This is a genomic window from Atlantibacter sp. MEI4A-1023, from assembly GCF_056155425.1.
On sequence record NZ_CM149568.1, the window covers coordinates 3,269,971 to 3,295,101 of the forward strand.

The 25,131-nt window shown below is 54.3% G+C and carries 19 protein-coding genes, 6 tRNA genes and 1 other RNA gene; 16 read left to right on the forward strand and 10 right to left on the reverse strand.

What is annotated here, in order from left to right:
- The first annotated feature begins 66 nt into the window (after positions 1 to 66).
- Both ACVV26_RS15585 and ACVV26_RS15590 read left to right on the forward strand, forming a co-directional pair.
- Complete coding sequence (locus tag ACVV26_RS15585) at positions 67 to 1,764, forward strand: LytS/YhcK type 5TM receptor domain-containing protein (protein ID WP_474798138.1); 1,698 nt, start codon at positions 67 to 69, stop codon at positions 1,762 to 1,764.
- Between the two features lie 9 nt (positions 1,765 to 1,773).
- Positions 1,774 to 2,505 carry a LytR/AlgR family response regulator transcription factor gene (locus tag ACVV26_RS15590; protein ID WP_474798139.1) on the forward strand — a complete coding sequence of 244 codons (732 nt, stop codon included), beginning with the start codon at positions 1,774 to 1,776 and terminating at the stop codon, positions 2,503 to 2,505.
- Positions 2,506 to 2,530: 25 nt separating this feature from the next.
- Here ACVV26_RS15590 and glk read toward each other — a convergent pair whose 3' ends face one another.
- Positions 2,531 to 3,496, reverse strand: a complete 966-nt coding sequence (gene glk, locus ACVV26_RS15595) for a glucokinase (RefSeq protein WP_474798140.1) — start codon at positions 3,494 to 3,496, stop codon at positions 2,531 to 2,533.
- Between the two features lie 204 nt (positions 3,497 to 3,700).
- Here glk and ACVV26_RS15600 point away from each other — a divergent pair, with 204 nt between their 5' ends.
- Positions 3,701 to 4,933: an ion channel protein gene (locus tag ACVV26_RS15600; protein WP_474798141.1), complete on the forward strand. Its 1,233-nt coding sequence runs from the start codon at positions 3,701 to 3,703 to the stop codon at positions 4,931 to 4,933.
- Here ACVV26_RS15600 and ACVV26_RS15605 read toward each other — a convergent pair.
- Positions 4,930 to 6,591: an alpha-keto acid decarboxylase family protein gene (locus ACVV26_RS15605; protein ID WP_474798142.1), complete on the reverse strand. Its 1,662-nt coding sequence runs from the start codon at positions 6,589 to 6,591 to the stop codon at positions 4,930 to 4,932. The genes ACVV26_RS15600 and ACVV26_RS15605 overlap by 4 nt on opposite strands.
- Positions 6,592 to 6,775: 184 nt before the next feature.
- Between ACVV26_RS15605 and mgrA the strand changes: the two genes are divergently transcribed.
- From mgrA to nagA, 5 genes are all read left to right on the forward strand, one after another.
- Positions 6,776 to 7,765, forward strand: a complete 990-nt coding sequence (gene mgrA / locus ACVV26_RS15610) for an L-glyceraldehyde 3-phosphate reductase (protein WP_474798143.1) — start codon at positions 6,776 to 6,778, stop codon at positions 7,763 to 7,765.
- A 144-nt stretch (positions 7,766 to 7,909) separates the two neighbouring features.
- Positions 7,910 to 8,236 (forward strand): DUF2502 domain-containing protein, encoded by a 327-nt coding sequence (locus tag ACVV26_RS15615; protein WP_312978086.1) that lies wholly within the window; start codon positions 7,910 to 7,912, stop codon positions 8,234 to 8,236.
- Between the two features lie 185 nt (positions 8,237 to 8,421).
- On the forward strand, positions 8,422 to 9,981 hold the full coding sequence (locus ACVV26_RS15620) for a PTS transporter subunit EIIC (protein ID WP_474798144.1): 1,560 nt from the start codon (positions 8,422 to 8,424) through the stop codon (positions 9,979 to 9,981).
- Between the two features lie 11 nt (positions 9,982 to 9,992).
- A complete protein-coding gene (locus ACVV26_RS15625; RefSeq protein WP_474801874.1) occupies positions 9,993 to 11,348 on the forward strand; it encodes a class-II fumarase/aspartase family protein in 1,356 nt (451 codons plus the stop codon).
- The gene (nagA, locus tag ACVV26_RS15630; protein ID WP_474798146.1) at positions 11,338 to 12,549 is read left to right on the forward strand and encodes an N-acetylglucosamine-6-phosphate deacetylase; all 1,212 of its coding nucleotides are present in this window, start codon (positions 11,338 to 11,340) and stop codon (positions 12,547 to 12,549) included. Before ACVV26_RS15625 ends, nagA begins: the two co-directional genes overlap by 11 nt.
- Here nagA and ACVV26_RS15635 read toward each other — a convergent pair.
- Positions 12,542 to 14,089, reverse strand: a complete 1,548-nt coding sequence (locus tag ACVV26_RS15635) for a BglG family transcription antiterminator (protein ID WP_474798148.1) — start codon at positions 14,087 to 14,089, stop codon at positions 12,542 to 12,544. The genes nagA and ACVV26_RS15635 overlap by 8 nt on opposite strands.
- 93 nt (positions 14,090 to 14,182) lie before the next feature.
- Complete coding sequence (locus ACVV26_RS15640; protein WP_474798149.1) at positions 14,183 to 15,421, reverse strand: Nramp family divalent metal transporter; 1,239 nt, start codon at positions 15,419 to 15,421, stop codon at positions 14,183 to 14,185.
- Between the two features lie 350 nt (positions 15,422 to 15,771).
- Between ACVV26_RS15640 and ACVV26_RS15645 the strand changes: the two genes are divergently transcribed.
- The gene (locus ACVV26_RS15645; protein WP_312978077.1) at positions 15,772 to 16,971 is read left to right on the forward strand and encodes a NupC/NupG family nucleoside CNT transporter; all 1,200 of its coding nucleotides are present in this window, start codon (positions 15,772 to 15,774) and stop codon (positions 16,969 to 16,971) included.
- Between the two features lie 44 nt (positions 16,972 to 17,015).
- On the opposite strand, the gene ACVV26_RS15650 is transcribed toward ACVV26_RS15645, so the two are convergent.
- The 3 genes from ACVV26_RS15650 to ACVV26_RS15660 all read right to left on the reverse strand — a co-directional run bounded on the left by ACVV26_RS15650 (position 17,016) and on the right by ACVV26_RS15660 (position 19,624).
- Positions 17,016 to 19,205, reverse strand: a complete 2,190-nt coding sequence (locus ACVV26_RS15650; RefSeq protein ID WP_474798150.1) for a sensor domain-containing phosphodiesterase — start codon at positions 19,203 to 19,205, stop codon at positions 17,016 to 17,018.
- Positions 19,206 to 19,434: 229 nt separating this feature from the next.
- A tRNA-Ala gene (locus ACVV26_RS15655) sits at positions 19,435 to 19,510 on the reverse strand.
- Positions 19,511 to 19,548: 38 nt separating this feature from the next.
- Positions 19,549 to 19,624, reverse strand: a tRNA-Ala gene (locus ACVV26_RS15660).
- 218 nt (positions 19,625 to 19,842) lie between these two features.
- On the opposite strand from ACVV26_RS15660, the gene ACVV26_RS15665 reads away from it, so the two are divergent.
- Together ACVV26_RS15665 and ACVV26_RS15670 are read left to right on the forward strand one after the other, a co-directional pair.
- On the forward strand, positions 19,843 to 20,205 hold the full coding sequence (locus ACVV26_RS15665; RefSeq protein WP_474798152.1) for a YfeC-like transcriptional regulator: 363 nt from the start codon (positions 19,843 to 19,845) through the stop codon (positions 20,203 to 20,205).
- A gap of 3 nt (positions 20,206 to 20,208) precedes the next feature.
- Entirely contained in the window at positions 20,209 to 20,595 is a 387-nt protein-coding gene (locus tag ACVV26_RS15670) for a YfeC-like transcriptional regulator (RefSeq protein ID WP_474798153.1), read from the forward strand.
- Between the two features lie 50 nt (positions 20,596 to 20,645).
- On the opposite strand, the gene gltX is transcribed toward ACVV26_RS15670, so the two are convergent.
- Complete coding sequence (gltX, locus tag ACVV26_RS15675; protein ID WP_312978069.1) at positions 20,646 to 22,061, reverse strand: glutamate--tRNA ligase; 1,416 nt, start codon at positions 22,059 to 22,061, stop codon at positions 20,646 to 20,648.
- A gap of 259 nt (positions 22,062 to 22,320) precedes the next feature.
- Between gltX and ACVV26_RS15680 the strand changes: the two genes are divergently transcribed.
- The 5 genes from ACVV26_RS15680 to ACVV26_RS15700 all read left to right on the forward strand — a co-directional run bounded on the left by ACVV26_RS15680 (position 22,321) and on the right by ACVV26_RS15700 (position 22,872).
- A tRNA-Val gene (locus ACVV26_RS15680) sits at positions 22,321 to 22,396 on the forward strand.
- 48 nt (positions 22,397 to 22,444) lie between these two features.
- A tRNA-Val gene (locus ACVV26_RS15685) sits at positions 22,445 to 22,520 on the forward strand.
- Between the two features lie 41 nt (positions 22,521 to 22,561).
- Positions 22,562 to 22,637: transfer RNA gene (locus ACVV26_RS15690), tRNA-Val, on the forward strand.
- Between the two features lie 4 nt (positions 22,638 to 22,641).
- Positions 22,642 to 22,717 (forward strand) — tRNA-Lys (locus ACVV26_RS15695).
- A gap of 30 nt (positions 22,718 to 22,747) precedes the next feature.
- A non-coding RNA gene (locus ACVV26_RS15700) (RtT sRNA) lies at positions 22,748 to 22,872 on the forward strand.
- A 43-nt stretch (positions 22,873 to 22,915) separates the two neighbouring features.
- On the opposite strand, the gene ACVV26_RS15705 is transcribed toward ACVV26_RS15700, so the two are convergent.
- Both ACVV26_RS15705 and ACVV26_RS15710 read right to left on the reverse strand, forming a co-directional pair.
- Positions 22,916 to 23,800, reverse strand: a complete 885-nt coding sequence (locus ACVV26_RS15705; RefSeq protein WP_474798155.1) for a LysR family transcriptional regulator — start codon at positions 23,798 to 23,800, stop codon at positions 22,916 to 22,918.
- Between the two features lie 54 nt (positions 23,801 to 23,854).
- Positions 23,855 to 25,111: a nucleoside permease gene (locus ACVV26_RS15710; protein ID WP_474798156.1), complete on the reverse strand. Its 1,257-nt coding sequence runs from the start codon at positions 25,109 to 25,111 to the stop codon at positions 23,855 to 23,857.
- Between the last annotated feature and the right edge of the window lie 20 nt (positions 25,112 to 25,131).

The window sequence follows — 25,131 nt, forward strand, 5'->3', positions numbered from 1 at the left end:
GGCGTCTGTTCATCAGGCGCCAGGTTTCCTATCATAGCCTCTCTGCTTGCCATCTGAGTTCCCCCCGTGCACGAAATTTTTAACATGCTCCTGGCGGTTTTTGACCGCGCCGCGCTAATGCTGATCTGCCTGTTCTTCCTGATCCGCATCCGTCTGTTCCGCGAACTGCTGCATAAAAGCGCCCACACGCCGCGCGAATTGCTGGCGGTCACCGCAATCTTCTCGATGTTCGCGCTGTTCAGCACCTGGTCCGGCGTCCCGGTGGAAGGATCGCTGGTTAACGTGCGTATCATCGCGGTGATGGCGGGCGGCATTCTGTTCGGCCCGTGGGTCGGTATCATTACCGGCGCGATCGCCGGCGTTCACCGTTATCTGATCGATATCGGTGGGATCACTTCTATCCCCTGTTTAATCACCAGCATCATCGCCGGTTTTCTTTCCGGATGGATCCACGTGCGGGTACCTAAGGCGCAGCGCTGGCGCGCCGGGATTATCGGCGGCATGGTGTGCGAAACCCTGACCATGACCCTGGTGGTGGCGTGGGCACCTTCCACTGAACTGGGGCTGGATATCGTCTCGAAAATCGGTATTCCGATGATTTTAGGCACCGTGTCGATTGGCTTTATTGTCCTGCTGGTGCAGAGCGTGGAAGGGGAAAAAGAGGCCAGCGCCGCGCGCCAGGCCAAGCTGGCGCTGGATATCGCCAACAAAACCCTGCCGCTGTTTCGCCACGTCAACACCGATGCGTTACGCCAGGTGTGCCAGATTATTCGTCGCGATATTCACGCCGACGCGGTCGCCATCACCAATACTGACAATGTGCTGGCGTACGTGGGCGTGGGCGAGCATAACTATCAGCAAAATGATGACGGTATCAGCCCAACGACCCGCCAGGCTATCAACGACGGCAAGATCATCATTAAAAACAATGATGAAGCCCATCGCACTCCGGAAATCCACTCCATGCTGGTGATCCCGCTGTGGGAGAAAGGTATCGTCACCGGCACCCTGAAAATTTATTACTGCCACGCGCACCAGATCACCTCGTCGCTACAGGAGATGGCGGTGGGCCTGTCACAGATTATCTCCACCCAACTGGAAGTTTCTCGCGCCGAGCAGCTGCGCGAGATGGCGGATAAAGCGGAACTGCGCGCGCTGCAAAGCAAAATTAATCCCCATTTCCTGTTTAACGCCCTGAACGCGATTTCGTCCTCCATCCGGTTGAATCCGGACACTGCCCGCCAGTTGATTTTTAATCTCTCGCGCTATCTGCGTTACAACATTGAATTAAACGATGACGAGCAGATTGATATCAAAAAAGAGCTGTACCAGATTAAAGATTACATCGCCATTGAGCAGGCGCGCTTCGGCGACAAGCTCACGGTGATTTATGACATCGACGAGGACGTAAATTGCGTGGTACCGAGCCTGCTGATCCAGCCGCTGGTGGAAAATGCCATTGTGCACGGCATCCAGCCCTGTAAAGGCAAAGGCGTGGTGACGATTAGCGTGACCGAATCCGGCAGCCGGGTGCGCATTGCGGTGCGTGATACCGGGCACGGTATCGACCCCGACGTGGTGGCGCGCGTCGAGGCGGACGAGATGCCGGGCAATAAAATCGGCCTGCTGAACGTGCATCACCGGGTGAAATTACTGTACGGCGAAGGGCTGCAAATCCGCCAGCTTAACCCCGGCACCGAGATCGCCTTCTATGTGCCCAACCAGCCGCTGGCGCGCCCCGTTGCCGCCGCGCAATTTTCCTGAGGAGGAACGATGAAAGCGATCATCGTTGAAGATGAAATTCTGGCCCAACAGGAACTGAGCTGGCTGATTAATAACCACAGCCACATTGAGATTGTCGGCACCTTTGACGACGGGCTGGACGTGCTGAAATATCTTCAGCACCACACCGTGGACGCTATTTTTCTCGACATCAATATCCCGTCGCTGGACGGCGTGCTGCTGGCGCAAAACATCAGTAAGTTCGCCAGTAAGCCGTTTATTGTGTTTATCACCGCATGGAAAGAGCATGCCGTGGAGGCGTTCGAACTGGAGGCGTTTGATTACATTCTCAAACCCTGGCAGGAGTCGCGGATCATCAGCATGTTGCAAAAGCTGGAGGCCGCCGGGCAGCAGCAGGCCAGCCCGCAGAGCGCCGCGCCGGTCAGCCGGGAAAACGCCACCATCAACCTGATTAAAGACGAGCGGATCATCGTTACCGATATCAACGATATCTATTACGCCGAAGCCCACGAAAAATTGACTTTCGTGTACACCAAACGCGAAGCCTATGTGATGCCGATGAATATCACCGAGTTTTTCAACCGGCTACCGGAAGGGCATTTTTTCCGCTGCCACCGCTCGTACTGCGTGAATCTGCATAAAATCCGCGAGATAGAACCGTGGTTCAATAATACCTACATTCTGCGTTTACGGGATCTGGATTTCCAGGTGCCGGTGAGCCGCAGCCGGGTAAAAGAGTTCCGCCAGTTAATGCGGTTGTAAAAAAAGCGCCTCGCGGCGCTTTTTATCAGAGAACTTGTCCCAGAATCTGGCGCAAATGCGCGCCCGCGCCGAGCAGCCCAGGCTGATCGTGGACGATCAGGTACACCGGAATATCCTGCACGTAGGCTTTAAAACGGCCCTTGTCTTCAAAACCACCGCGGAAGCCCGACGCGCGGAAGAAATCCAGGAAGCGCGGCACAATCCCACCGGCTATATAGACGCCGCCAAAGGTCGCCAGGTTCAGCGCCAGGTTGCCGCCAAAACGCCCCATGATCACGCAAAACAGCGACAGCGCGCGACGGCAGTCGATGCAGGCATCGTCCAGCGCGCGTTCGGTCACGTCTTTCGGCATCAGGTTTTCAGGCAAGCGGCCATCGGATTTCACAATGGCGCGATAGAGATTGACCAGCCCCGGCCCGGACAGCACGCGCTCGGCGGATACGTGACCGATTTCCGCACGCAGCTCCTCAAGGATAATGCCCTCTTCTTCACTGTTGGGTGCGAAGTCCACATGACCGCCCTCGCCCGGCAGGCTGATCCAGCGCTTGTCCACATGCACCAGGTGCGCCACGCCAAGACCGGTACCCGCGCCGTAAACCGCGATGGGTTTGCCTTCTACCGACTCGCCGCCGCCGAACTGGATCAGGTGTTCTTTTTTCAGCATCGGGATCGCCATAGAAACAGCGGTGAAATCGTTAATGATTTCCAGATGGTCGAAGCCGAGGTTTTTGCGCATTTCTTCGGTGGAAAACGCCCAGGTATGGTTGGTCATTGCCACCCAGTCGCCGGTGATTGGGCAGGCGATGGCGATGCAGCCTTCGGTGACGGTCGCGTCATGCTCGGTCAGATAAACTCGTACCACTGCCTCAAGGGTAGGATAATCCAGCCCGGAATACGTTTTTGCGCGCTCGATTGCGCCGGTTTCAAGGTTACAGAGCGCTAAGCGTGCGTTGGTGCCGCCTACATCTCCCACCAATGCAAATTTGGTCATTATTCAACAGCTCCGCTAAAGTCAAAATAGGTCTTCGGCACACTCTAAATACAAGGCATCATCACCACAATGTCCTTTATGCTGATGACCCATGATTATTGAGGCGTGTCACAGATTACGTTTACCGTTTCAGCACCTTTGCAATCAGCACAGTAATCTGGTGGTCAGTAAAGCGCCAGCCTTTTCATTCATAAGGATTATCCGATGCTTCATCCCCGCGCCAGAACCATGTTGATGCTCGCGTTGCCGGCATTGCTGATCGGCATTGCCAGCAGTTTAATCTTACTGTTTATGATGCGGGTCGCGGGGATTTTACAGACCTTTCTGTGGCAGACGCTGCCTGCGACGTTTGGGGTTTCCCTGTTTGCCCCCGGCTGGATTATCACTATTCTGACGCTCACCGGCATCGCGGTCGGCCTGGTGATCCGCTTCTTTCCCGGCCACGGCGGGCCAGACCCGGCCAGTGAGCCGCTGATCGGTAACCCGGTGGAAAGCCGCGCCCTGCCCGGCCTGGCGCTGGCGATGATCCTCGGCCTGGCGGGCGGGGTCAGCCTTGGGCCAGAGCACCCAATTATGGCGATTAACGTCGCGCTGGCGGTGGTATTAGGCGGTAAGCTGTTTCCCCGCGTTCACTCGCTCGACTGGACGATTCTGGCAGCGGCAGGCACCATCGGCGCGCTGTTTGGCACGCCCGTGGCGGCAGCGCTGATTTTCTCCCAAACGCTGAACAGCACTCATGACGTGCCGCTGTGGGACAAACTGTTCGCTCCGCTGATGGCGGCGGCGGCAGGCGGGGTGACGACCAGCCTGTTTGTTCACCCAAACTTTTCACTGCCCATCGCCCACTATTCGCAACTGCACCTGACGGATGTGTTCAGCGGCGCGGTGGTGGCGGCCATCGCCATTGCGCTGGGCATGGTGGCGGTGTGGTGTTTGCCGCGCCTGCACGCGCTGATGCGCAGGATTAAAAACCCTGTACTGATGCTGGGCGCGGGTGGATTTATTCTCGGCCTGCTGGGCGCCATCGGCGGGCCGCAAACCCTGTTTAAAGGCGTCGACGAGATGCAGCAACTGGCGTTCGGCCAGACCTGGACGGTATACGACTATTTCCTGTTTGCGGTTATTAAACTCGCGGCGCTGGTGATTGCCGCCGCCTGCGGTTTTCGCGGCGGGCGTATTTTCCCGGCAGTATTCGTCGGCGTGGCGCTGGGGCTGATGCTGCATGAGCATGTTGACGCCGTCCCGGCAGCGGTCACGGTTTCCTGCGCAGTGTTGGGTATGGTGCTGGTGGTGACACGCGACGGGTGGATGAGCCTGTTTATGGCGGCGGTGATCGTACCGGATACCCAGTTGCTGCCATTATTATGCATTGTAATGCTCCCGGCCTGGCTGCTGCTGGCCGGGAAGCCGTTAATGGTCGCCGGGCCTAAAGACTAAGCCTGTCCGCCGTTGCGCGCGCCCAGTGACCGGGTGACGGCGGTCAGCAGTTCCGGAAGATCCTCCTTTGGCAACATCACCTCCAGTAATGACAGTCGCGGCGGATGCGCCAGCCGCGCCAGCACGTCCTCAAGCTGCACGGTTTCGCTGACCTGCCAGCATTCGGCTTTATGATGGACATCCAGTGCATGGGGTAGCGCCGTCCAGTCCCAGGGGGCGATATCGTTGTAGCGCTGCTCCGCGCCATGTATGGCCCGCTCCACCGTGTAGCCGTCGTTATTCAGCACGATAACCACCGGGCGCAAATCGTCCCGCAGCATCGAGCCCAGCTCCTGAATGGTTAACTGCGCCGCGCCGTCGCCGGTGATCAGCACCAGCCGCCGCGTTGGGCAGGCGGTTTGCGCGCCGAACGCCGCCGCCAGCGCGTAGCCTATCGACCCCCACAGCGGCTGGACGATAAAGGTCACGTCCTCCGGCAATGTCAGGGTTGCCGCGCCAAACGCAGCGGTACCCTGATCCACCACCACAATATCTCCTGGCCGCAGCCAGTCCTGAATTGCCCGCCAGAAAGCATGCTGATCCAGCCCGGCATCGCCCTCCGGCAGTGGAGCCGGTTTGATGTCCGACAACGTCAGTTGATGCTGAATCTGGCGCACTTCCCGGTACAGAATGCTCACCGCTTCCGCCATCGGCAGGCCACTAAACCAATGCTCGCCAATGCGTGCACCATCGGGCATTACCTCGATGGTTTGTTCGCGGGTGAGATGTTGGCTAAATCCGGCGGTGGTGGTATCGGTAAATTTCACGCCGACGCAGATAACCAGATCGCTTGCCTCAATAGCCTCGCGCTGCGCCTGGGCAGTGGCGGCACCGCTATACGTGCCCGTAAATCCTGCGCCGCCTTCGTTAAAAATCCCTTTACCCATCAGCAGAGAGCTGTGTGCCAGCGGGATCGCTTTTACCCACTGTTGCAGGGCGCGCCGCAGGCCAAAACGCTCCGCCAGATAATCCGCCAGTAGAGCGACATGCGTAACACCGGAAAGCCGCTGCTTAACAGCCTGGCGAAACGCCTCCAGCAGAGCGGGATCGGCGCTGTGTACCGCCTTTGTGAGAGCGTTTTCAGGGCGGATGGCAGGCTTTTTTGCCACATCCGCAGGCAGCATCAGGTAACCGGGACGCGAAGCGGACTGCATTTCGTGGATCACCCGGTCGATTTCTTTGCAGGCGTTTTCCGCCGTCAGTACCGCATGGGCGGCGCATAACTCGCTGGCAATACGCACAAAATGGCGGAAATCACCATCGCCGACGGTGTGATGCATCAATTCGCCGCGCTGCTGCGCGCCTGACGCGGGCGCGCCGACGATGTGCAACACCGGAACGTGTTCGGCATAGCTGCCCGCCACGCCGTTAAGGGCGCTGAGTTCACCTACGCCAAACGTGGTTAATAAGGCCCCCGCCCCTTTACAGCGAGCATAGCCGTCAGCGGCATAGGCCGCATTGAGTTCGTTGGCGCAGCCCACCCAGGCCACTTCCGGGTGCGCGATGACATTATCGAGAAACTGTAGGTTATAGTCGCCCGGTACGCCGAAAAGATGGGTGATTCCACTCTGCGACAGCCGGTCCAGTAGATAATCCGCCACACAATAACGCTGAGCCATGGAACATTCCTTTTTATCAGGAGCCTGATTGAAGTATTAAGGAACTGCGATCCCTGTCCAGGTATCCGATCGAAAAGTGCGTGGCACGCGAGATTTACAGCGCGATGCGGTGTAGGGTGCAAAGGCGCCAATTTTGTGTAAACGTATACACGCTGAAAATTTCCTTACTGATGAGGCAATACGCATGGTTTATCAGGCAGATCCCGCACGCTATCAAACGATGGAATTTCGCCGCTGCGGACGAAGCGGGCTGAAGCTTCCCGCCATTTCTCTGGGGCTTTGGCATAACTTTGGCGACGCCACGCTGGTGGATAACAGCCGCCAGCTGCTGCGCCGGGCGTTTGATCTTGGCATCACCCATTTCGATCTTGCCAATAACTACGGGCCGCCGCCGGGTTCCGCCGAGCACAATTTCGGGCGGATATTTAAAGAAGACTTCCTGCCTTATCGCGATGAGCTGATCATCTCCAGCAAAGCCGGTTACACCATGTGGGACGGCCCTTACGGCGACTGGGGTTCGCGCAAATATCTGATCGCCAGCCTCGACCAGAGCCTGAAGCGCATGGGGCTTGAGTACGTGGATATTTTCTATCATCACCGCCCGGACCCGGAAACCCCGTTGCAGGAAACCATGCGCGCGCTGGATCATATTGTGCGCCAGGGGAAAGCGCTGTACGTGGGCCTGTCGAACTACCCTGCCGCGCAGGCGCGCGAGGCGATTGATATCCTGAACGATCTCGGTACGCCATGCTTAATCCACCAGCCGAAATATTCCATGTTTGAGCGCTGGGTGGAAGCAGAACTGTTGGACGTGTTGCAGGAAAAAGGTGTCGGCAGCATCGCGTTTTCACCGCTGGCAGGCGGGCAGTTAACCGACCGCTACCTGAACGGCATTCCGTCTGATTCCCGCGCCGCCAGCGGCAGCCGCTTCCTCAACCCGGATCAGCTCACCGACGAAAAACTGGCGAAAGTGCGTAAGCTTAACGCGCTGGCGCAGCAGCGTGGTCAGAAGCTGTCGCAAATGGCGTTGGCCTGGGTCTTACGTGACGATAAAGTGACATCGGTGTTAATCGGTGCCAGTAAAACCAGCCAAATTGAGGACGCGGTAGGGATGCTGGCGAACCGGCAGTTTAGCGCTGAAGAGTGCGCGGCAATTGACGCCATTCTGTCCTGACGGCAAATCAACGGGTAACACGTCTTTTTAGCATTTTGTGCTATCCAAAATGAATTCGGAGTTGTGGCGAAGATACGGGGCTTTACCACCCCGTAATATTGCTGTAACAGGCCGGCCACGGCCCCGATCGTGAAGGAGAAGACTATGTTCAGGTCACTGTTGCTTGCAGCCTTTCTGTTGGCGGGAGCGCCAATGATGGCAAGTGCAGGCGAAATCACCCTGTTACCCTCAATAAAATTACAAATTGGCGATCGTGATAATTACGGTAACTACTGGGACGGCGGTCGCTGGCGCGATCGTGATTACTGGCACAACCATTATGAGCGTCGCGGCGGCTACTGGCGTAAACACGACAATGGCTACCATCGCGGCTGGTATAAAGATCGCAACGCCTATGAACGCGGCTACCGTGAAGGCTGGCGCGACCGGGACGACCATCGCGGGCGCGGCAAACATCACCACCGCCATTAATGAATTTGCAAAAGGAGCCTCCGGGCTCCTTTTTTGATCGCTTGTCCTTTCGTCAAGTTAATAATGTGATCGCCTCAGCAATTTCTTACGGGCAATTTTTGCGCCCTGCTTCAGACATTATTTGACCTTGAGCTCCCCTCCCCCAAACGTGTTTGATAATACGATGTCTTATCGGGGATATTGTCATGAACGCGAATTTTAAAAACGAAATACAGACGTTCGGCCGCTCGTTATTATTGCCCATCGCTGTATTAGCACCGGTTGGGATGGTAATGGGCATCAGCAGCGCGCTGGGCCAAAATTACATGATTGAAAAATTGCCTTTCCTGGGGAATGCCGGTTTCAAAGCGGTGCTTTCATCCCTGGGATTAATCAGCAGCGTGGTATTCCAGAATATCCCGCTGCTGTTCGCCATGGGCGTGGCGTATGGGATGTCGAAAAAAGAGAAAGGCATCGCGGTATTTGCCTCGGTCATCGCCTATTTAACGCTGTTGATTTCCATGCACGTGCATTTGAAATTAACCGGACAGCTGGCGAAAGGTGATTTAGCGCTGGTCGGCCAGGGCATGGTGCTCGGGGTGCAGACCTTAAAAATTGAGGCCGTCGGCGGGATAATAGCCGGGCTGCTTGCCGCCAAAGTCACCGACCGCTATTACCGGCTGCAATTGCCGCTGGCGTTTGCTTTTTTCAGCGGTAAAAAATCAGTGGCGATATTGGCCATCGCCTTTGCAATTCCCATCGGGTTAATTATTCCGTTTATCTGGGATCTGTTTACCGCCGGGATGAAAAGTATTTCGACCATTCTGATGGCACCAAATATCGGGGCCGGGATTTATATGACCCTCAACCGGTTACTGATCCCCTTTGGTCTGCATCACGTGTTGAGTTCGACGGTGCGTTTTACCGAAGCAGGCGGCACCTATTTAATTGACGGCCAAACCTACGTCGGCATTTTACCCGCCATCAATAAAATCCTGTTCGAGCTGGGGCCGAACCATCCGGCGTGGGATCAGTACATGCCGACGCTGACCAGCTATCTGGCCTCCACCCAAATGCTGACCACCCTGTTCCGCGTTCCGGCAATTGGCCTGGCGATGTATCACATGGCCTATTTCAAAAATAAAAAGTTCGCCAAAGGGATGATCCTGACGGTGGTGCTGACGGCGGTGCTGGGGAACATTACCGAGCCGCTGGAGTTCTCGTTCCTGTTTATTGCGCCGAAGCTGTTCATCGTTTATGCCGTGCTGTGCGGCCTGATGGCGATACCGTTGCAGCTGCTGGATATTTCCGTTGGCTATATTCGCGGCACGATTTTTGACTTCGGTATTTTCGGCCTGATGTACGAACACACCCGCTGGCTGAACCTGATCCTTTTAGGCATCGCCAACTTCGTGGTGTTCTATTTTGTGTTCCGCTACGCCATCGGCAAATTCGATATTAAAACGCCGGGCCGTGAAGCAGATATTGCCGACAGTACGCTGCTGAATAACAAAGAGTACGACAAAGTCGCCGAACTGGTGATTGAAGGGCTGGGCGGTAAAACCAATATCAAACGCGTGGAAAACTGCGTGTCGCGCCTGCGCATTGATTTAAACGATCAGAAAAAGCTCGATATGGGCATTCTCAAAGATGCCGGATCAATGGGGACGTTTATCCCCTCCAGCAACCATATCCATGTGGTGTTCGGGCCACACGTCGAGTTTGTCCGTAACGCCGTTGACGACGCCTTAGCCGGTCACCACTAAGAGGAAGCATGATGCGAGCCCTGTATGATTCAAAAAGTAAAACCCTTGACGATCGCGGCATGAAAGCGCTGTTCAGCCAGGAAGCGCGTATCCAGTCCTGGCTGGATGTGGAGGCTGCGCTGGCGCTGGCTCAGGCGCAAGCCGGGATGATCCCGCAGGCGGCGGCGCAAAACATTGCCGAAAACTGCCTGCTGTCGCGCATCGACCTGAACGAAATGGACCGCCTGCTGCGGGAAATCGGCCACGGCTTTGTACCGATGATTAAAGTGCTGGTGAAAGCCTGCTCCCCGGAAAGCGGCAAATACGTGCACTACGGCGTGACCACTCAGAATATTCAGCAAACCGCGCAGTTGCACCTGGCCTGGCAATGCCAGCAAATCATCAACGGGTTTGTAGATGACACGCTGCGCAACCTGGCGGACATGGCGGAACAGCATAAAAACACACTGATGGCCGGACGTACCCACGGCAAACACGCCCTGCCGATTACCTGGGGCTATAAGGTCGCGGTGTGGATTGATGAGCTGTTGCACAGTCGTGAACGCATGAAACAGGCGGAAAGCCGCGTGTTTACCGTGATGATGGGCGGCGCGGTGGGGGCGTTCCACGCTACTGGCGAAACCGGACGCCAGGTACAGGAGAGCGTAGCGCGGCATCTGGGGATGCATTCGATGCGGGTGCCGTCGCGCAGCGCCCAGGTGTATCGCACCGAGTTCATCAGCAACCTGTGTTTACTGGCAACCACGCTGCAAAAAATGGCCGAAGAGGTGTATCTCACCTCCGGCGAAGAGTACGGCGAAGTCTCGGAAGCCTTCAAAAAAGGCACCGTCGGCAGCAGCACCATGCCGCAAAAGGTGAACCCAAAGCTGGCAAAAGGGATTATCGCTAACGCGCAAAAACTTTACTCGGTGCTGACGTCGTCACTCTACGTGTGCCCGCGCCCGTTCGAGGCCGACAGCTCCGCCTATTTCATTTTCGACGCCAATTTGCAGGAGAGCATGGAGCTGATGGCGGAAATCGTGATGCGTGCCGAAGAGTTAAGCCGCACGCTGGTGATTAACCCTGAGCGGATGAAGCAGAACGTCGGCATTACCCACGGGCTGATTAACAGCGAAAAAATCATGATGGCGCTGGTGGAGCGGCTGGGCAAAGATCCGGCCCATGAGCTGGTTTACGAGATGGCGATGCGCAGCACCCATGAAGGCATCGAATATGGGCAGGTGCTGCGCGAACAGCCGGTGATCCGCGCCAGTTTTGATGACAATGAGATTGAAACCCTGCTCGACCCGGCCTGCTACACCGGGCTATGCGCGCAAATCGCCCAGGAGATGGTGCAGCGGGTAAGGAGCGAAATCGATGACGATTAACGCGTTTCGCTCGACGCGCATTGTGACCTCTGAAGGGTTACGGAGCGGCGTACTGGTGGTGGAAAACGGCACCATCACCGCAGTGACTGACGGCTATCGCGGTGAGGCGACGGATTACGGCGATAACTATTTAATGCCCGGCTTTGTGGACATTCACGTTCACGGCTGGGGACGCGGTTCATTTGCCTGGAAAGGCACCCGCGAATCTGTGCAGGCCATGAGCCGGGATCTGGTTCAGGCGGGCGTCACCGCGTATCTCGCCACCAGCGCGACTATGCCGCAGGATTTTCTTGAACGCTCATTGCAGGCGGCGGCGGCGTATATCGAAACCGCCGCGCCAGGCGACGGCGCAGAAGCAGTGGGCATCCATATGGAAGGCCCCTACATCAATGAAAAGTATTTGGGGATGCAGCGCAAAGACAGTCTGCAACCACCGTCCGTCGCCGGGTTCCAGCATTTTAACCGGCTGGCGAATGGGCATATCCGCCTGATGACCCTGGCACCGGAGCTGGATGACGCATTGGCGCTGATCCGCTATCTGAATAGCCAGGGGATCACCGCCTCCGCAGGGCATACCGACGCCACCTTCGACCAGATGACCGCCGCCATCGAAGCGGGACTCACGCACGTGACCCACGCGTTTAGCGCCATGCGCGGTTTGCATCACCGGGAGCCCGGCGTGGTGGGCGCGGTGATGTATTACCGCGATCTGTATGCTGAAGTGGCGAAGCAGACCGGCATTACCCTGCGCCCGGAGGTGTTCGATATTCTGTATCGCATCAAGGGTGACCGCCGTCTGGTGATGATGAGCGACTGCCTCGGCTACGTGGATTTCCCGGAAGGCTACGAGTTTTATCACTATCTGCGCCAGGAAACATTCCGCATTTCCGCCGGGAAATTACAAATTAGTGGTAAGGACGGAGCGACACGCAGCATTGCGCCGGATGACTGGCATGGCGTGCGCCAACTGGAGATGAGTTTTCTGGATTCAATAAAAGCAGTGGTGGACCGGCTGGAAAACGGTCTGGTCTCCGCCGCGCACATCGCCTGTTTGAATCCGGCGCAGCTGGCGGGCGTCGCTGACCGCAAAGGTAGCCTTGAAGCGGGTAAAGACGCCGATTTTCTGGTGCTGGACGAGGCGTTAAATCTTAACGCCGTATGGTGTCGCGGCGTTAAGCAGCCGCTCGGCTGCGTTAAATAAAAATTCCTGGGTAGTGTTGCGCCACAAACGCGCGTAGTTGCTGTTCATTCATCCCGGCGGCCTGTTGAGCAAACTGCGCTGCCGGGATTTTTTTCTTCGCCCGCGACAATCCCTGCTGGCGCAGCAGGGTAATATCATCCTGGGTAAGATGAAAATTCACCTTGATATAATCGAGCTGATAATACTTCAAATAGCTGGATATTTTATTGGTGAAGGTGATCAGTAAATCAAAGGAAATGGTTTTCAGCTGGTGCAGTTCATTAATATTCACGCAGGCAACAATATCGATATGAAACCAGGCGTGAAGTACCTCTTTAAAATAACCAATTTTACTTTCTGACGAGTTAGTCACGATAATAATCCGCTTGCGGGATTCACTGACCAGCCGGTTTTGCAGCTCATATTTTTTGAGTATCAGCAGTAGTGTCGCCAGATGGACGCCGGAAAACTGGATCGCGTAATGCTGTTCCATTGACGCCAGCGCCTGCTTTACGCTTTCCCAGAGCTGCGGATAGCTGGCGCGCACCCCCTGTAATTTTTTATCTTCAAACCACAGGTGAAATTTATTCTGAATAATCGCCAAACAGATAAACTGATATACCTCGGCAAAACACGCCTGGCGATTATAAAGGGTACTGACCAGTGCCGGTTCGATACGTTCAATAAACTGCCCTACCGCCTCGACTAATGGCCGATCGTAAAGCGTGAAGGCGCGCCGGGTGGTGCTCAATGACGATACCAGCAGATCCAGAAAGCAGTTTTCATTTTGCGATTCAAACAACCCGAACGGGACTGTGGCAATAAAATCCAGCGTTGATGTATCGTTAATTTCGTGGCCACGCTTCAGGCGATGCATGGCAAGGCTCAGGTAAACCAGAAAATACTTTTTACCGTTATAACCGAGGCGCAATGTCGGTTCGATACGTTGCGTGTACAGCCGCGCGGCGGCAGCGATCTCCTCATGACACTGGCTGAGAAAACGCTCCGCCACCGAGCGGTTTACCGGATCGTTGGCTTTATGGGTAATTAACCGGTGGTCTTCGCCAATTTCGACGGTCTTTAGAATGGTTAAGCACACCGCGATACGCAGCGCGATTTCGTCACCCGACAGCGCCGAGCCTTTGCGGTGAATACTTTGCAGAGCTAACTGATTATCCTGCAAGAACTGGCTTAAAACCGGCGCATCGTTTTTTAACGTGCTGGCGCTAACGAAAAACCGGGCGTAATACTCGCTTTTATTCACCACGTCATTCAGGCACAGCGCGACAAATAAATCGCGGGTGCGCTCTTCCGGGCTGGTGATATAGCGGTTGAACTTAATTTTCTCCAGTAGCTCGATATATTCGCCGTAGCCCATGGTGGTGGTAATCAACTGATTATCAATATGCAGATGAAATTGCTCAGGCAGCAGCGCATTAATCTCTTTCATGGTGCGCTTTAACGTCGAGAGCGTTTTGCCGAAACGCTGGGTCACGTCGCCAATGGCAACCGGGCTGTGTTCCTGGACATATTTCACGAAAACAAGATCAAATCCATTCATGGAAAATACGGACCAACGGGCGTTGAAAGAAGGTAACCAGTTTAGCGGGTAATGATTGAGAAAACCGTGACAGATGGCCTGTCACGGTCTTGCTTACAGGTCGAAAAGCGTGCCGATCAGTAGCCACAGGTTGAGCGCCACCACCAGCACCACAATCCCCCAGCCGATAATCCGTACCCGAGGGGTATTGACCAGTGACCCCATCAGTTTGGCATCGCTGGTAAAACGCAGCAGCGGCACTAACGCCAGAGCGATACCAAAGCTCAGCAGGACCTGGCTCATCACCAGAATGTGCGTCGGATCGAGGCCCATCAGGATCACAATAAACGACGGTGCCATAGTGATACTGCGGCGCACCCACAGCGGGATATGAAAACGCACGAAGCCCTGCATCACCACCTGCCCCGCCAGAGTACCGACTACGGTGGATGACAGGCCCGCCGCCACCAGGCTCAGGCCAAAAATGGTCGCCGCCGCATGGCTTAATAACGGCTCGAGAGTTAAGTAAGCCTGGTCGAGATCGGCGACCCCGGTATGACCAGAAAAGTGAAATGCCGCCGCCGCCGTCGCCATCATCGCCAGGTTCACGAAACCGGCGATGGTCATGGCAATCGCCACATCCCATTTGGTGGCGGAATAGCGTTCGGCCCGCGAACCTTCATGCAGGTTCTGGGTCAGTGACGAGTGCAGATAGATCACGTGCGGCATAATGGTCGCGCCCAGCACGCCTGCGGCGAGAAACACCGCTTCCGAGGTCGGCAGGCTGGGGATAATCATCCCTTTGCCCAGTTCTGCAAACTCCGGCTGAGAAAAAATCAGTTCGACAATATACGCCACCGCCACAAACAACAGCAGGCCGCCGATCACCCTTTCCAGCGGCTTCTGGCCACGGCTTTGCAGCATCAGGATCAGGAATGTCGCCACGCCGGTGAGTATCGCCCCCTGTAACAGCGACACGCCGAGGATCAGCTTGAAGCCGATGGCCGCGCCGATAAATTCCGCGAGATCGGTCGCCATGGCGATAATTTCCGCCTGGACCCAGTAAAACCACACCAGCGGGCGCGGATAGTGGTCGCGAATTTGTTCGGCGAGATTTTTGCCGGTGGCGATGCCCAGTTTGGCGGACAGCACCTGAATCAGCATCGCCATCAGGTTAGCCCACACCACGACCCACAACAGCTGGTAGCCGAAGCTGGCCCCTGCCTGGATATTGGTGGCGAAGTTACCGGGATCGATATAGCCAATCGCCGCGATAAACGCGGGCCCCATTAACGCCAGCCTGAGTTTACGCGCCGTACGGCCATTACTGTTATCAACGCGACTGCTGGTCATTTTTTGCCTCAAGATATAGCCTTTGCTATGTTTTATGCTAACAAAACGAGAATGATTATCAAGTTCATTCACAAGGGGAGCGTACGATTACTTTGATAGCTAAAAACGATGTTGGAAGAGCCGCGTGCGTAGCGCCGTGGTTATCAACGGAGCGTGGCGAAGTGTTAAAAGTATAGCCGGAGAACGTAACCTTTCAGTTCTTTACGTAACATATCAGAAATGTCTGGTGGATCACTATTTTTGCGGTTCGTCACAAGACCTTACTATAGTGAGCGGTAGATCTCGTTTTATTACGCCTCGTTGCATAGAATGTGCAGGAAAATTAAACCTGCCTCATATTCGGAGCACATATGTCCCGCGTTCTGCACTTTGTTCTGGCGCTCGCCGTTGTTGCGCTGCTTGCTTTGCTGATCAGTCGTAACCGCAAAGAAATTCGTATTCGCTTTGTTGTTCAATTATTAGTTATAGAAGTGCTTCTTGCCTGGTTCTTCCTTAACTCTGAGATTGGTCTCGGATTTGTGAAGGCGTTCGCAGGCATGTTCGACAAACTGCTCGGCTTTGCGCGCGAAGGGACAAACTTCGTCTTTGGCGGCATGAACGATCAAGGCCTGGCATTCTTCTTCCTGCAGGTTCTGTGCCCTATCGTCTTCATTTCCGCGCTGATCGGTATTTTGCAGCACATTCGCGTTCTGCCGATTGTGATCCGCGCTATCGGTACCGTGCTCTCCAAAGTGAACGGTATGGGTAAACTGGAATCCTTTAACGCCGTCAGCTCGCTAATCCTCGGCCAGTCGGAAAACTTCATCGCTTACAAAGATATCCTCGGCAAAATGTCCCGCAACCGCATGTACACCATGGCGGCCACGGCAATGTCCACGGTATCGATGTCCATCGTTGGCGCGTACATGACCATGCTGAAGCCACAATACGTGGTGGCGGCGCTGGTGCTCAACATGTTCAGTACCTTTATCGTGCTGTCGCTGATTAACCCGTACCGCGTTGAACAAGAAGACGAAAACCTGCAGATGTCCAGTCTGCATGAAGGCCAAAGCTTCTTCGAGATGCTGGGTGAATACATCCTGGCCGGTTTTAAAGTGGCGGTGATCGTTGCGGCGATGCTGATTGGCTTTATCGCGCTGATCGCGGGCCTCAACGCGCTGTTCGCTGCGGTACTGGGCATCTCCTTCCAGGGCATTCTGGGTTATGTGTTCTACCCGATTGCCTGGGTGATGGGCGTACCGGCAAGCGAAGCGTTGCAGGTGGGCAGTATCATGGCGACCAAACTGGTTTCCAACGAATTCGTAGCAATGCTGGATCTACAGAAAATTGCCCAGTCCGCTTCCCCGCTGTCTGCGCGTGCGGAAGGCATCCTGTCTATCTTCCTGGTATCGTTTGCTAACTTCTCGTCTATCGGTATTATCGCCGGTGCGATCAAGGGCCTGAACGAAGAGCAAGGCAACGTGGTATCCCGCTTTGGTTTGAAACTGGTATACGGCTCCACGCTGGTGAGCGTGCTGTCGGCGTCCATCGCGGCGCTGATGCTGCCGTAAAGAGTTACCAGAATTAAAAAACCCGCTTTCCGAAGCGGGTTTTTTTACGCCTGAACCAGCGTGTGCAGGGGCACCGGTCTGCCGGTGAGATAACCCTGGAGATAATTCACGCCCAACTCCAGCAGCAGTTCGCGTTGCGCTTCGGTTTCGACGTACTCCGCCACCACTGAAAAGGATTTGGCCTTCGCCAGTTCGCAGATCGATTTCACAATCATGTTATCCAGCGAGTCGGTCAGGATATCCTGGATAAAGCAGCCATCGATTTTGATAATATCCGCCTGCAGGCGCTTCAGGCGTTCAAAGTTCGCATACCCGGTGCCAAAATCATCAATCGCGATACGAAAACCGCTTTCACGTAACAGCGTAATATTTTGGGTAGTGGTTTCCGAGTCGGAAAACGCCTGTTCTTCCGTAACTTCGATAATCACCCAGCTTACCGGCACGGCATACTCTTCAAACAGCGCAATAATTTGCCGGGCGACACCTTTTTGCATCAGGGTTAACGGCATTAAGTTGACCGAGAAACGCGGGCACTGGCTCGTGACGGGATGCTGGCGCAGGAACTTCAGCAATCCGGTCAATACCTGCATATCAAAGCGCACGCTGAGGTTAAAATGGGCCACCACCGGGATAAATTTATCCGGCGTGAGAAAGACATCCTCACAGCGCATGCGCGCCAGAATCTCGTGATATCCCTTACCGTTCGCATCGACAATAGGCTGTGCGTACAGCTCAATGCGTTCTTCTTCCAGCACCTGCTTGACTTGTTTCAGCAGCATGATCCGCTCGGTGGTTTCGCCCGAGATAGTGACCTTACTGTTCTGATTAAGCGGCAATACCGGTTCGTCCGCCGTTACCTGCTCCGCCAGATAACTTAACTGGCTGATCACCCGGTAAAGCTCATCTTCGTGATAATTTATCGTCGACCAGGTGGCACCATAATCGATATCCAGCTGCACGTTATTCCACGGAAGCCGTTTACTGTTTAACAGATCGACCATATGACGCAGGCGCGCCTCCGGTTCCGGCCCTTTCAGGAAAATTAAAAGATCGCTGCCAGGCAACTGGAATACCATCTCGCCCTGTTGAAGCCAAGGCTTAAGCATGCTGGAAATCAATTGCTTTACGTGAACGCGCATCATTAGCCCGTAATGGCGGCTCAGGAAATCCATATTATTGAGGCGCAGGCAGCACAATGAACCGGCGCGTTCTCTTTCAATGACTTTTTCCAGCGCGCGTAAATTAGGCATCCGGGTTAACGGATCGGTTTGTGATAATGAGAAATATTGCCGTTTCATTCTCTCATTGCGCTGAAATATTACCGTCATAAACAGCACGGCTACCGTAAAAGCAATAAAAACCGATAACACGAAGGCCAGAGAATACGCGGAATTGCCGTACAAAAAACTTTCGTTCCAGCTCAGTAACATCCAGGCGGATAGGGACCATAACAGGCTAATCAGCCGTGGTCCGATTTTGAAAACGCCAATGGTGAATAGCACAAAGACAACGGGCACGATGTATCCCGATATCCAGTCAGTTTCATAGGGGCCGCAGCAAATAACCAGTACGGCGACCACCACCATCAACCAGCAGAAAGTAAATATGCGCCGTCTGCGGGAAAACACGGGAACAATACAGCGCCGGAAGAACGCGCGCGCAAAGGCCGGGCTTAACAGCATTCGCAACGGATAATAAAACATCCCGCTAAAGACCAGCGCCGCCGCCACCGTATTCTGACCATCAACGATATTAAACATTGTCGAACTGTGGCCGAAAAAGGGCTCGACGGCGGCAGGGAACGACATAAAGTGCCCAAGGACATAGCGCATCATCTTACTGAGCAGCGGTGCAGCGAACCCTATCCATAAAATCCGATGCCCTACTCCTCTCCCCGTCAGGTTATAGCGCCAGCGGCGGCCCAGAAAGGCCTGGCAAATCGCGCCGCACAGAATAAACGGTGCCATTAAGCAAAAAAGAAAGGCGCCAAGCTGAAACACGCTCAGGGGATAACGATGTGAATAGGAGATGGCTAAGACAATTATCAGCGGGGCAATGGCATGACGGCCAAATAACAGCAACATCGCCACCATGACGCTCAGCGGTAAATAAGCGAGATAAAGCGCCTGCCCATCAATAATCGCTTTGGGGGATATATATCGTGCCACCGGTACCAGTAAAAAACACAACACCAATGCTACAAAAAATCTTTTTACGTTAATTCTATTTAACATGGATATATATATTTTACTTGTTAATTTGACACGTGAAATAAGCGACACCAATAATATGGTTAATGTTTACCCGACGCAAGTGACGACCAGATTAATCTCCCCTCAATAAACAAGGCTTTAACGAAATACTACAAATTGACATAAATAAAATTAAATCATTGACCGGGGAAATCTGAAAGAGGCAGGACGCAGAAACGAAAAACCCCCGCCGAAGCGAGGGTTTGAAAAGTGGTGGAGCTAAGCGGGATCGAACCGCTGACCTCTTGCATGCCATGCAAGCGCTCTCCCAGCTGAGCTATAGCCCCACGATTCTTTGTTTGCACCAAACTTGTGGGATGAAGTTTGGTGGAGCTAAGCGGGATCGAACCGCTGACCTCTTGCATGCCATGCAAGCGCTCTCCCAGCTGAGCTATAGCCCCGACGCAAAATCGTTGTCGTGTTGACGGCCCGAATAATATGAATTCCACCCTGGACTGTCAACGCGAAATTCACCGATTGGATTCAACCGCTGAAAAAGCCAGCAACATGGCATCTGTCTCGCACTTTCCTGAACCCGCTAGTTATTCACGTCACAGTTTCCAGTAAAATAGTGCTATAAGATGAACAGCTAATAACCTTATAAATCACTGGAGTACTCATGCTCAAGGAACGAATGACGCCTGAAGAATTGGCATTGCTAACGGGTTACAGCCGGCAAACGATAAATAAATGGGTGCGCAAAGAGGGGTGGGAAACCTCACCCAAGCCCGGCGTGCAGGGCGGTAAAGCCAGATTGATCCACGTGAATGAACAAGTTCGACATTTTATTCGCAGCGCACAGCGCGCCTCTGAACCTCACGCATCTTATATCGCCCCGCAAGTCGAAACGCCGCTCGAAAATTTGCTGATTAATTCATTGAAAGAGATGACCCCGTCCGAACAAAAACAGATGACCTCTCTTTTACTGCGAGAAGGTATTTCCGGGATGTTGCAACGACTCAGTATTCGCCATGATGACTAGCCTATGATGATTTTTAAACCAAGGATGACCCCGGCAGAACTGGCCGAATTAACGGGCTATAAAGCGCAAACCATTAATCGTTGGGTAACCGATCAGCAATGGCAAACCGTTCCTTTAAAAGGCGTTAAGGGAGGAAAAGCGCATCTGATTATTGTGGATGACCGGGTGCGTGAATATGTCTCTGGCACGCGGAAAATGCAATCCAGAACGGAAGGCTACCACGCCGCAGAACCCGTAATTGCTTACGGTGATGATGCCGCGCAGCTGGAAAATCAATTACGGCAGGTCGCCCAGGCCATAACGCCCCATGAGCGTCAGCAGCTTTCTGCCTTGATTCTGCGTGAAGGCATCAGCGGGCTGTTAAAGCGGCTCGGCATTAAAGATGAATAGCAGCCAAAAATAAAGCCGGTATTCACCGGCTTTATTTGTTAACCGCAATATTACTGCTGGCTTTCACGCTCGGCGATAAACGCCAGCGCTTTATTAATGCGTTCTACCGAACGGCTCTTGCCGATAGCATGCACGGTCACATCCAGGCCTGGCGACTGCCCTGCCCCGGTAACCGCCACGCGCAGCGGCATCCCCACTTTACCCATACCGACTTCCAGCTCATCCGCCGTGGCCTGAATGGCTTCGTGGACATTTTCCGCCGTCCAGTTGGTGATAGCCGCTAATTTATCGCGCACCACTTCCAGCGGTTGGCGTGCTACCGGACGCAGGTGTTTTTTCGCCGCGTCGGCGTCAAATTCTGCGAAGTCTTCATAGAAATAGCGGCAGGTCGCGGCCATCTCTTTCAGCGTCTTGCAGCGCTCGCCCAGCAGTTTTACCAGCGCCGCCAGTTCCGGGCCGTTGCGGGTATCGATATTTTCCTGCTCGATATGCCATTGCAGATGGGTCGCCACATATTCCGGCGCTAAGGTATTAATGTAGTGATGGTTCAACCACTGCAGTTTTTCCGTGTTGAAGGCGCTTGCGGATTTGCTGACCGCATGCAGATCGAACAGCTTGATCATCTCTTCGCGGCTGAAAATCTCCTGATCGCCGTGAGACCAGCCCAGGCGCACCAGATAGTTCAGTAGCGCTTCCGGTAGATAGCCGTCATCACGATATTGCATCACGCTGACCGCGCCGTGGCGTTTGGAGAGTTTTTTACCATCATCGCCGTTGATCATCGACACGTGGGCATACAGCGGAACCGGCGCGTTCAGGGCTTTCAGAATGTTGATCTGGCGCGGCGTGTTGTTGATATGGTCTTCGCCACGAATCACATGGGTGATTTCCATGTCCCAGTCATCAACCACAACGCAGAAATTATAGGTCGGGGAACCGTCGGTACGGCGGATGATCAGATCGTCCAGCTCCTGGTTGCTGAATTCGATCGGGCCGCGGATCTGGTCGTCAAAAATTACTGAACCGTCCTGCGGGTTAGCAAAACGCACCACGCACGGCTCATCGGCGGCGTGATGTTCATGACCGTGACGGCAACGCCCGTCGTAGCGTGGCTTTTCGCCTTTCGCCATCTGCTCTTCACGCAGCGCCTCGAGACGCTCTTTAGAGCAGTAGCATTTATACGCCGTGCCCGCTTCCAGCATCTCATCAATCACCGCGTTATAGCGATCGAAGCGTTTGGTTTGGTAGTACGGGCCTTCGTCCCACTGCAGGCTCAGCCAGTTCATGCCGTCCATAATAGCTTCGATGGCTTCCGGCGTTGAACGCTCCAGATCGGTATCTTCAATGCGCAGGACAAATTCACCGCCGAGATTGCGAGCAAAAAGCCAGGAATAGAGAGCAGTACGAGCGCCACCAACGTGCAGATAGCCGGTTGGGCTCGGTGCGAAGCGGGTTTTGATTTTCATTAATTGGCCTTACGTTTGTAAAGGTGCCGGAAAACGGCAAATGCCTGGGAATGCTAAGTGGGCAATATTCTACCACCGTCAACCGATTCCTCAATGTTGAACCCTGTTGTTAAGCGTTAATGCGATAAACTGACGACAAATCAAGCGTCAACGGGGAAGAAACGATCGCATTGGCTAAATTTAAGACGAGCGATTAAAAACTTAAGAAAATGCGTTGACTCATTTTCAACTCTCCCTATAATGCGACTCCACACAGCGGGGGTGATTAGCTCAGTTGGTAGAGCATCTCCTTTACACGGAGGGGGTCGGCGGTTCGAGCCCGTCATCACCCACCATCATAATAAGATGGTTCCCGTTAAGCAGTACGACAGCGATTTCGATGTGGGTGATTAGCTCAGTTGGTAGAGCATCTCCTTTACACGGAGGGGGTCGGCGGTTCGAGCCCGTCATCACCCACCATATCGAAAAGCGCATTGCGAAGTACCCGGTAGTACCGAAATGGGTGATTAGCTCAGTTGGTAGAGCATCTCCTTTACACGGAGGGGGTCGGCGGTTCGAGCCCGTCATCACCCACCATTTCGGGTCGTTAGCTCAGTTGGTAGAGCAGTTGACTTTTAATCAATTGGTCGCAGGTTCGAATCCTGCACGACCCACCAATGTAAAAAAGCGCCCTAAAGGCGCTTTTTTGCTATCTGCGATACAGAAGATTCGAACCTGCAGCAGGTTCGGGTCGAACGAAGTGAGACAACGGAGCCGCTTGCGGCGACGGCCCGAAGGGCGAGCGAAGCGAGTCATCCTGCACGACCCACCAATGTAAAAAAGCGCCCTAAAGGCGCTTTTTTGCTATCTGCGGTTTACTGCGTTAACGCCTTTACCAGCCTCATTACCGTCAGTGTGGTATGCGCCGGTTGATAGACAATATATAAATCTGCCGGTATGCGCTCTTTGAGCGGCCTAAATACCACTCCTGGCCACTGCATCTGTGCATAGCTGTCCGCCATTAACGTCACCCCCAACCCCATACTTATCATCGCCAGTACCGTCTGCGGCTCTACCGCTTCGCGAATTATCATTGGCGAAAATCCCGCCTTCTGGCATACCCGCTGCAAAAACGACCAGTCAGAATGAACCGATGGCAACGTAACGAAATATTCATTTCGTAGCGCTTCAAGCGGAATAGTTTGCTGGCGTGTCAGCGGGCTATCCTGCGGCAGAGCCACCAGAAATGCGGCTTCATGCAGCCGTAATCCAACCATCCCCTGCGGCAGGTCGAGCGCCATACGCCAGATACCGGCATCCAGCTCATGGCGCTCAAGTAACGCCAACTGCATTCCCGGTGATTTTTCGCGAAACTGAACGTCCACATTTGGGTTGTCGCGCAAAAATGCGTGCATTACCGGTCTCATTCGGCCCCACATCGCGGTGCCCACCACGCCCAGCTCAATTCGCCCTCCCTCCCCCCGACCAATTTGCTCCACACGCGCCAGCGACGCATTGACCATCGCCAGCAGGCGGCGCGACTCCTCCATCAGGATTTTGCCCGCATGGGTCAGCGCTACGCTACGGGAATGGCGAACAAACAGCGGCGTGCCCAGTTGGGTTTCCAGCTCTTTAATATGCAGGCTTAACGGCGGCTGAGACATATTCAGCCTTGCCGCTGCGCGGCCAAAATGCAGCTCTTCAGCTACCGCCACAAAGTAGCGCAGCAGTTTAAGATCGGTCCGATACGCGTGTTCCATTTCTGCGCGCTCCTGTCATTGCCGCTTCATACCCTGTTATTTAACATTCGGGGATTAATGAGACAGTGACTTACGCAGAGTTTTATCGGGCTGATGTCGGTAATGAAAACTGAGCGAAAACAGCACGGCCAGCGCCAACGCGTAGGCGGCGAACACCAGCCATATCGTCGGCCACGCTTTTACGCCATCGACAGAGAAATAATCCACCGCCATACCGCTTAAAATCGACCCCACCCACGCGCCGATACCGTTAACCATGGTCATAAAAAGCCCCTGCGCGCTGGCTCGGATCGACGGATCAACTTCCTGCTCTACAAATACCGACCCGGAAATATTAAAAAAGTCGAATGCGCATCCATACACAATCATCGACAACAGCAAAAAGATCGTCCCGCTGGCGGAGGGATCCCCAAGAGCAAATAAGCCAAAGCGCAGCGTCCAGGCTACCATGCTCATCAGCATCACGACCTTGATACCGTAGCGTTTGAGAAAGAATGGGATGGTTAAAATAAACCCCACTTCGGACATCTGCGAAACGGAAAGCAACAACGAAGGGTATTTGACGATAAAGCTGTCGGCGAATAGCGGATCGCGGGCGAAATCATGCAGGAACGGGCTACCAAAAGTATTGGTGATTTGCAGCACCGCGCCCAGCAGCATGGCGAACAAAAAGAATACCAGCATCAGCGGCTGCTTAAACAACACCAGCGCATTCAAACCCAGTTTTGCCGCCAGGCCAGGCTGTGCTTTCTTTTTAGCACAGGGAACCGGCGGCAGGGTTAACGCATACAGCGCCAGTAATAGCGATGCTCCAGAAGCGATAACTAACTGGGCATGGCTCAGCTCAAAACCCAGCAGGCTAATTGTCCACATGGCGACAATAAACCCCAGGGTGCCGTAGACGCGAATGGGTGGAAAACAGGTCACCGTGTCCATCCCGGCCTTCTCAAGACAGCAATACGAAATACTATTCGACAGCGCGATAGTCGGCATAAACGCCATGGCGTTAACCAGCATCGCCCAGAACATTACCTCCGGTTGACTGACACAGGCGGCGTAACCCAACGCGCCGGCGCAGATTAAATGGCACAGGCAATAAGCACGCTCAGCCCGTAACCATTTATCAGCAATAATTCCCACCAGCGCTGGCATAATGATCGCCGCCAGGCCTTTTGAGCTGTATACCATTCCGACATTTGCGCCGGTGAAATGGAGGGTGTTAATCATGTACGAGCCCAGGGTCACCAGCCAGCTTCCCCAGATAAAATACTGCATAAACGACATGATTTTTAAACGGCCTGCAATGCCCATAATCATTGTCCTTATAGCAC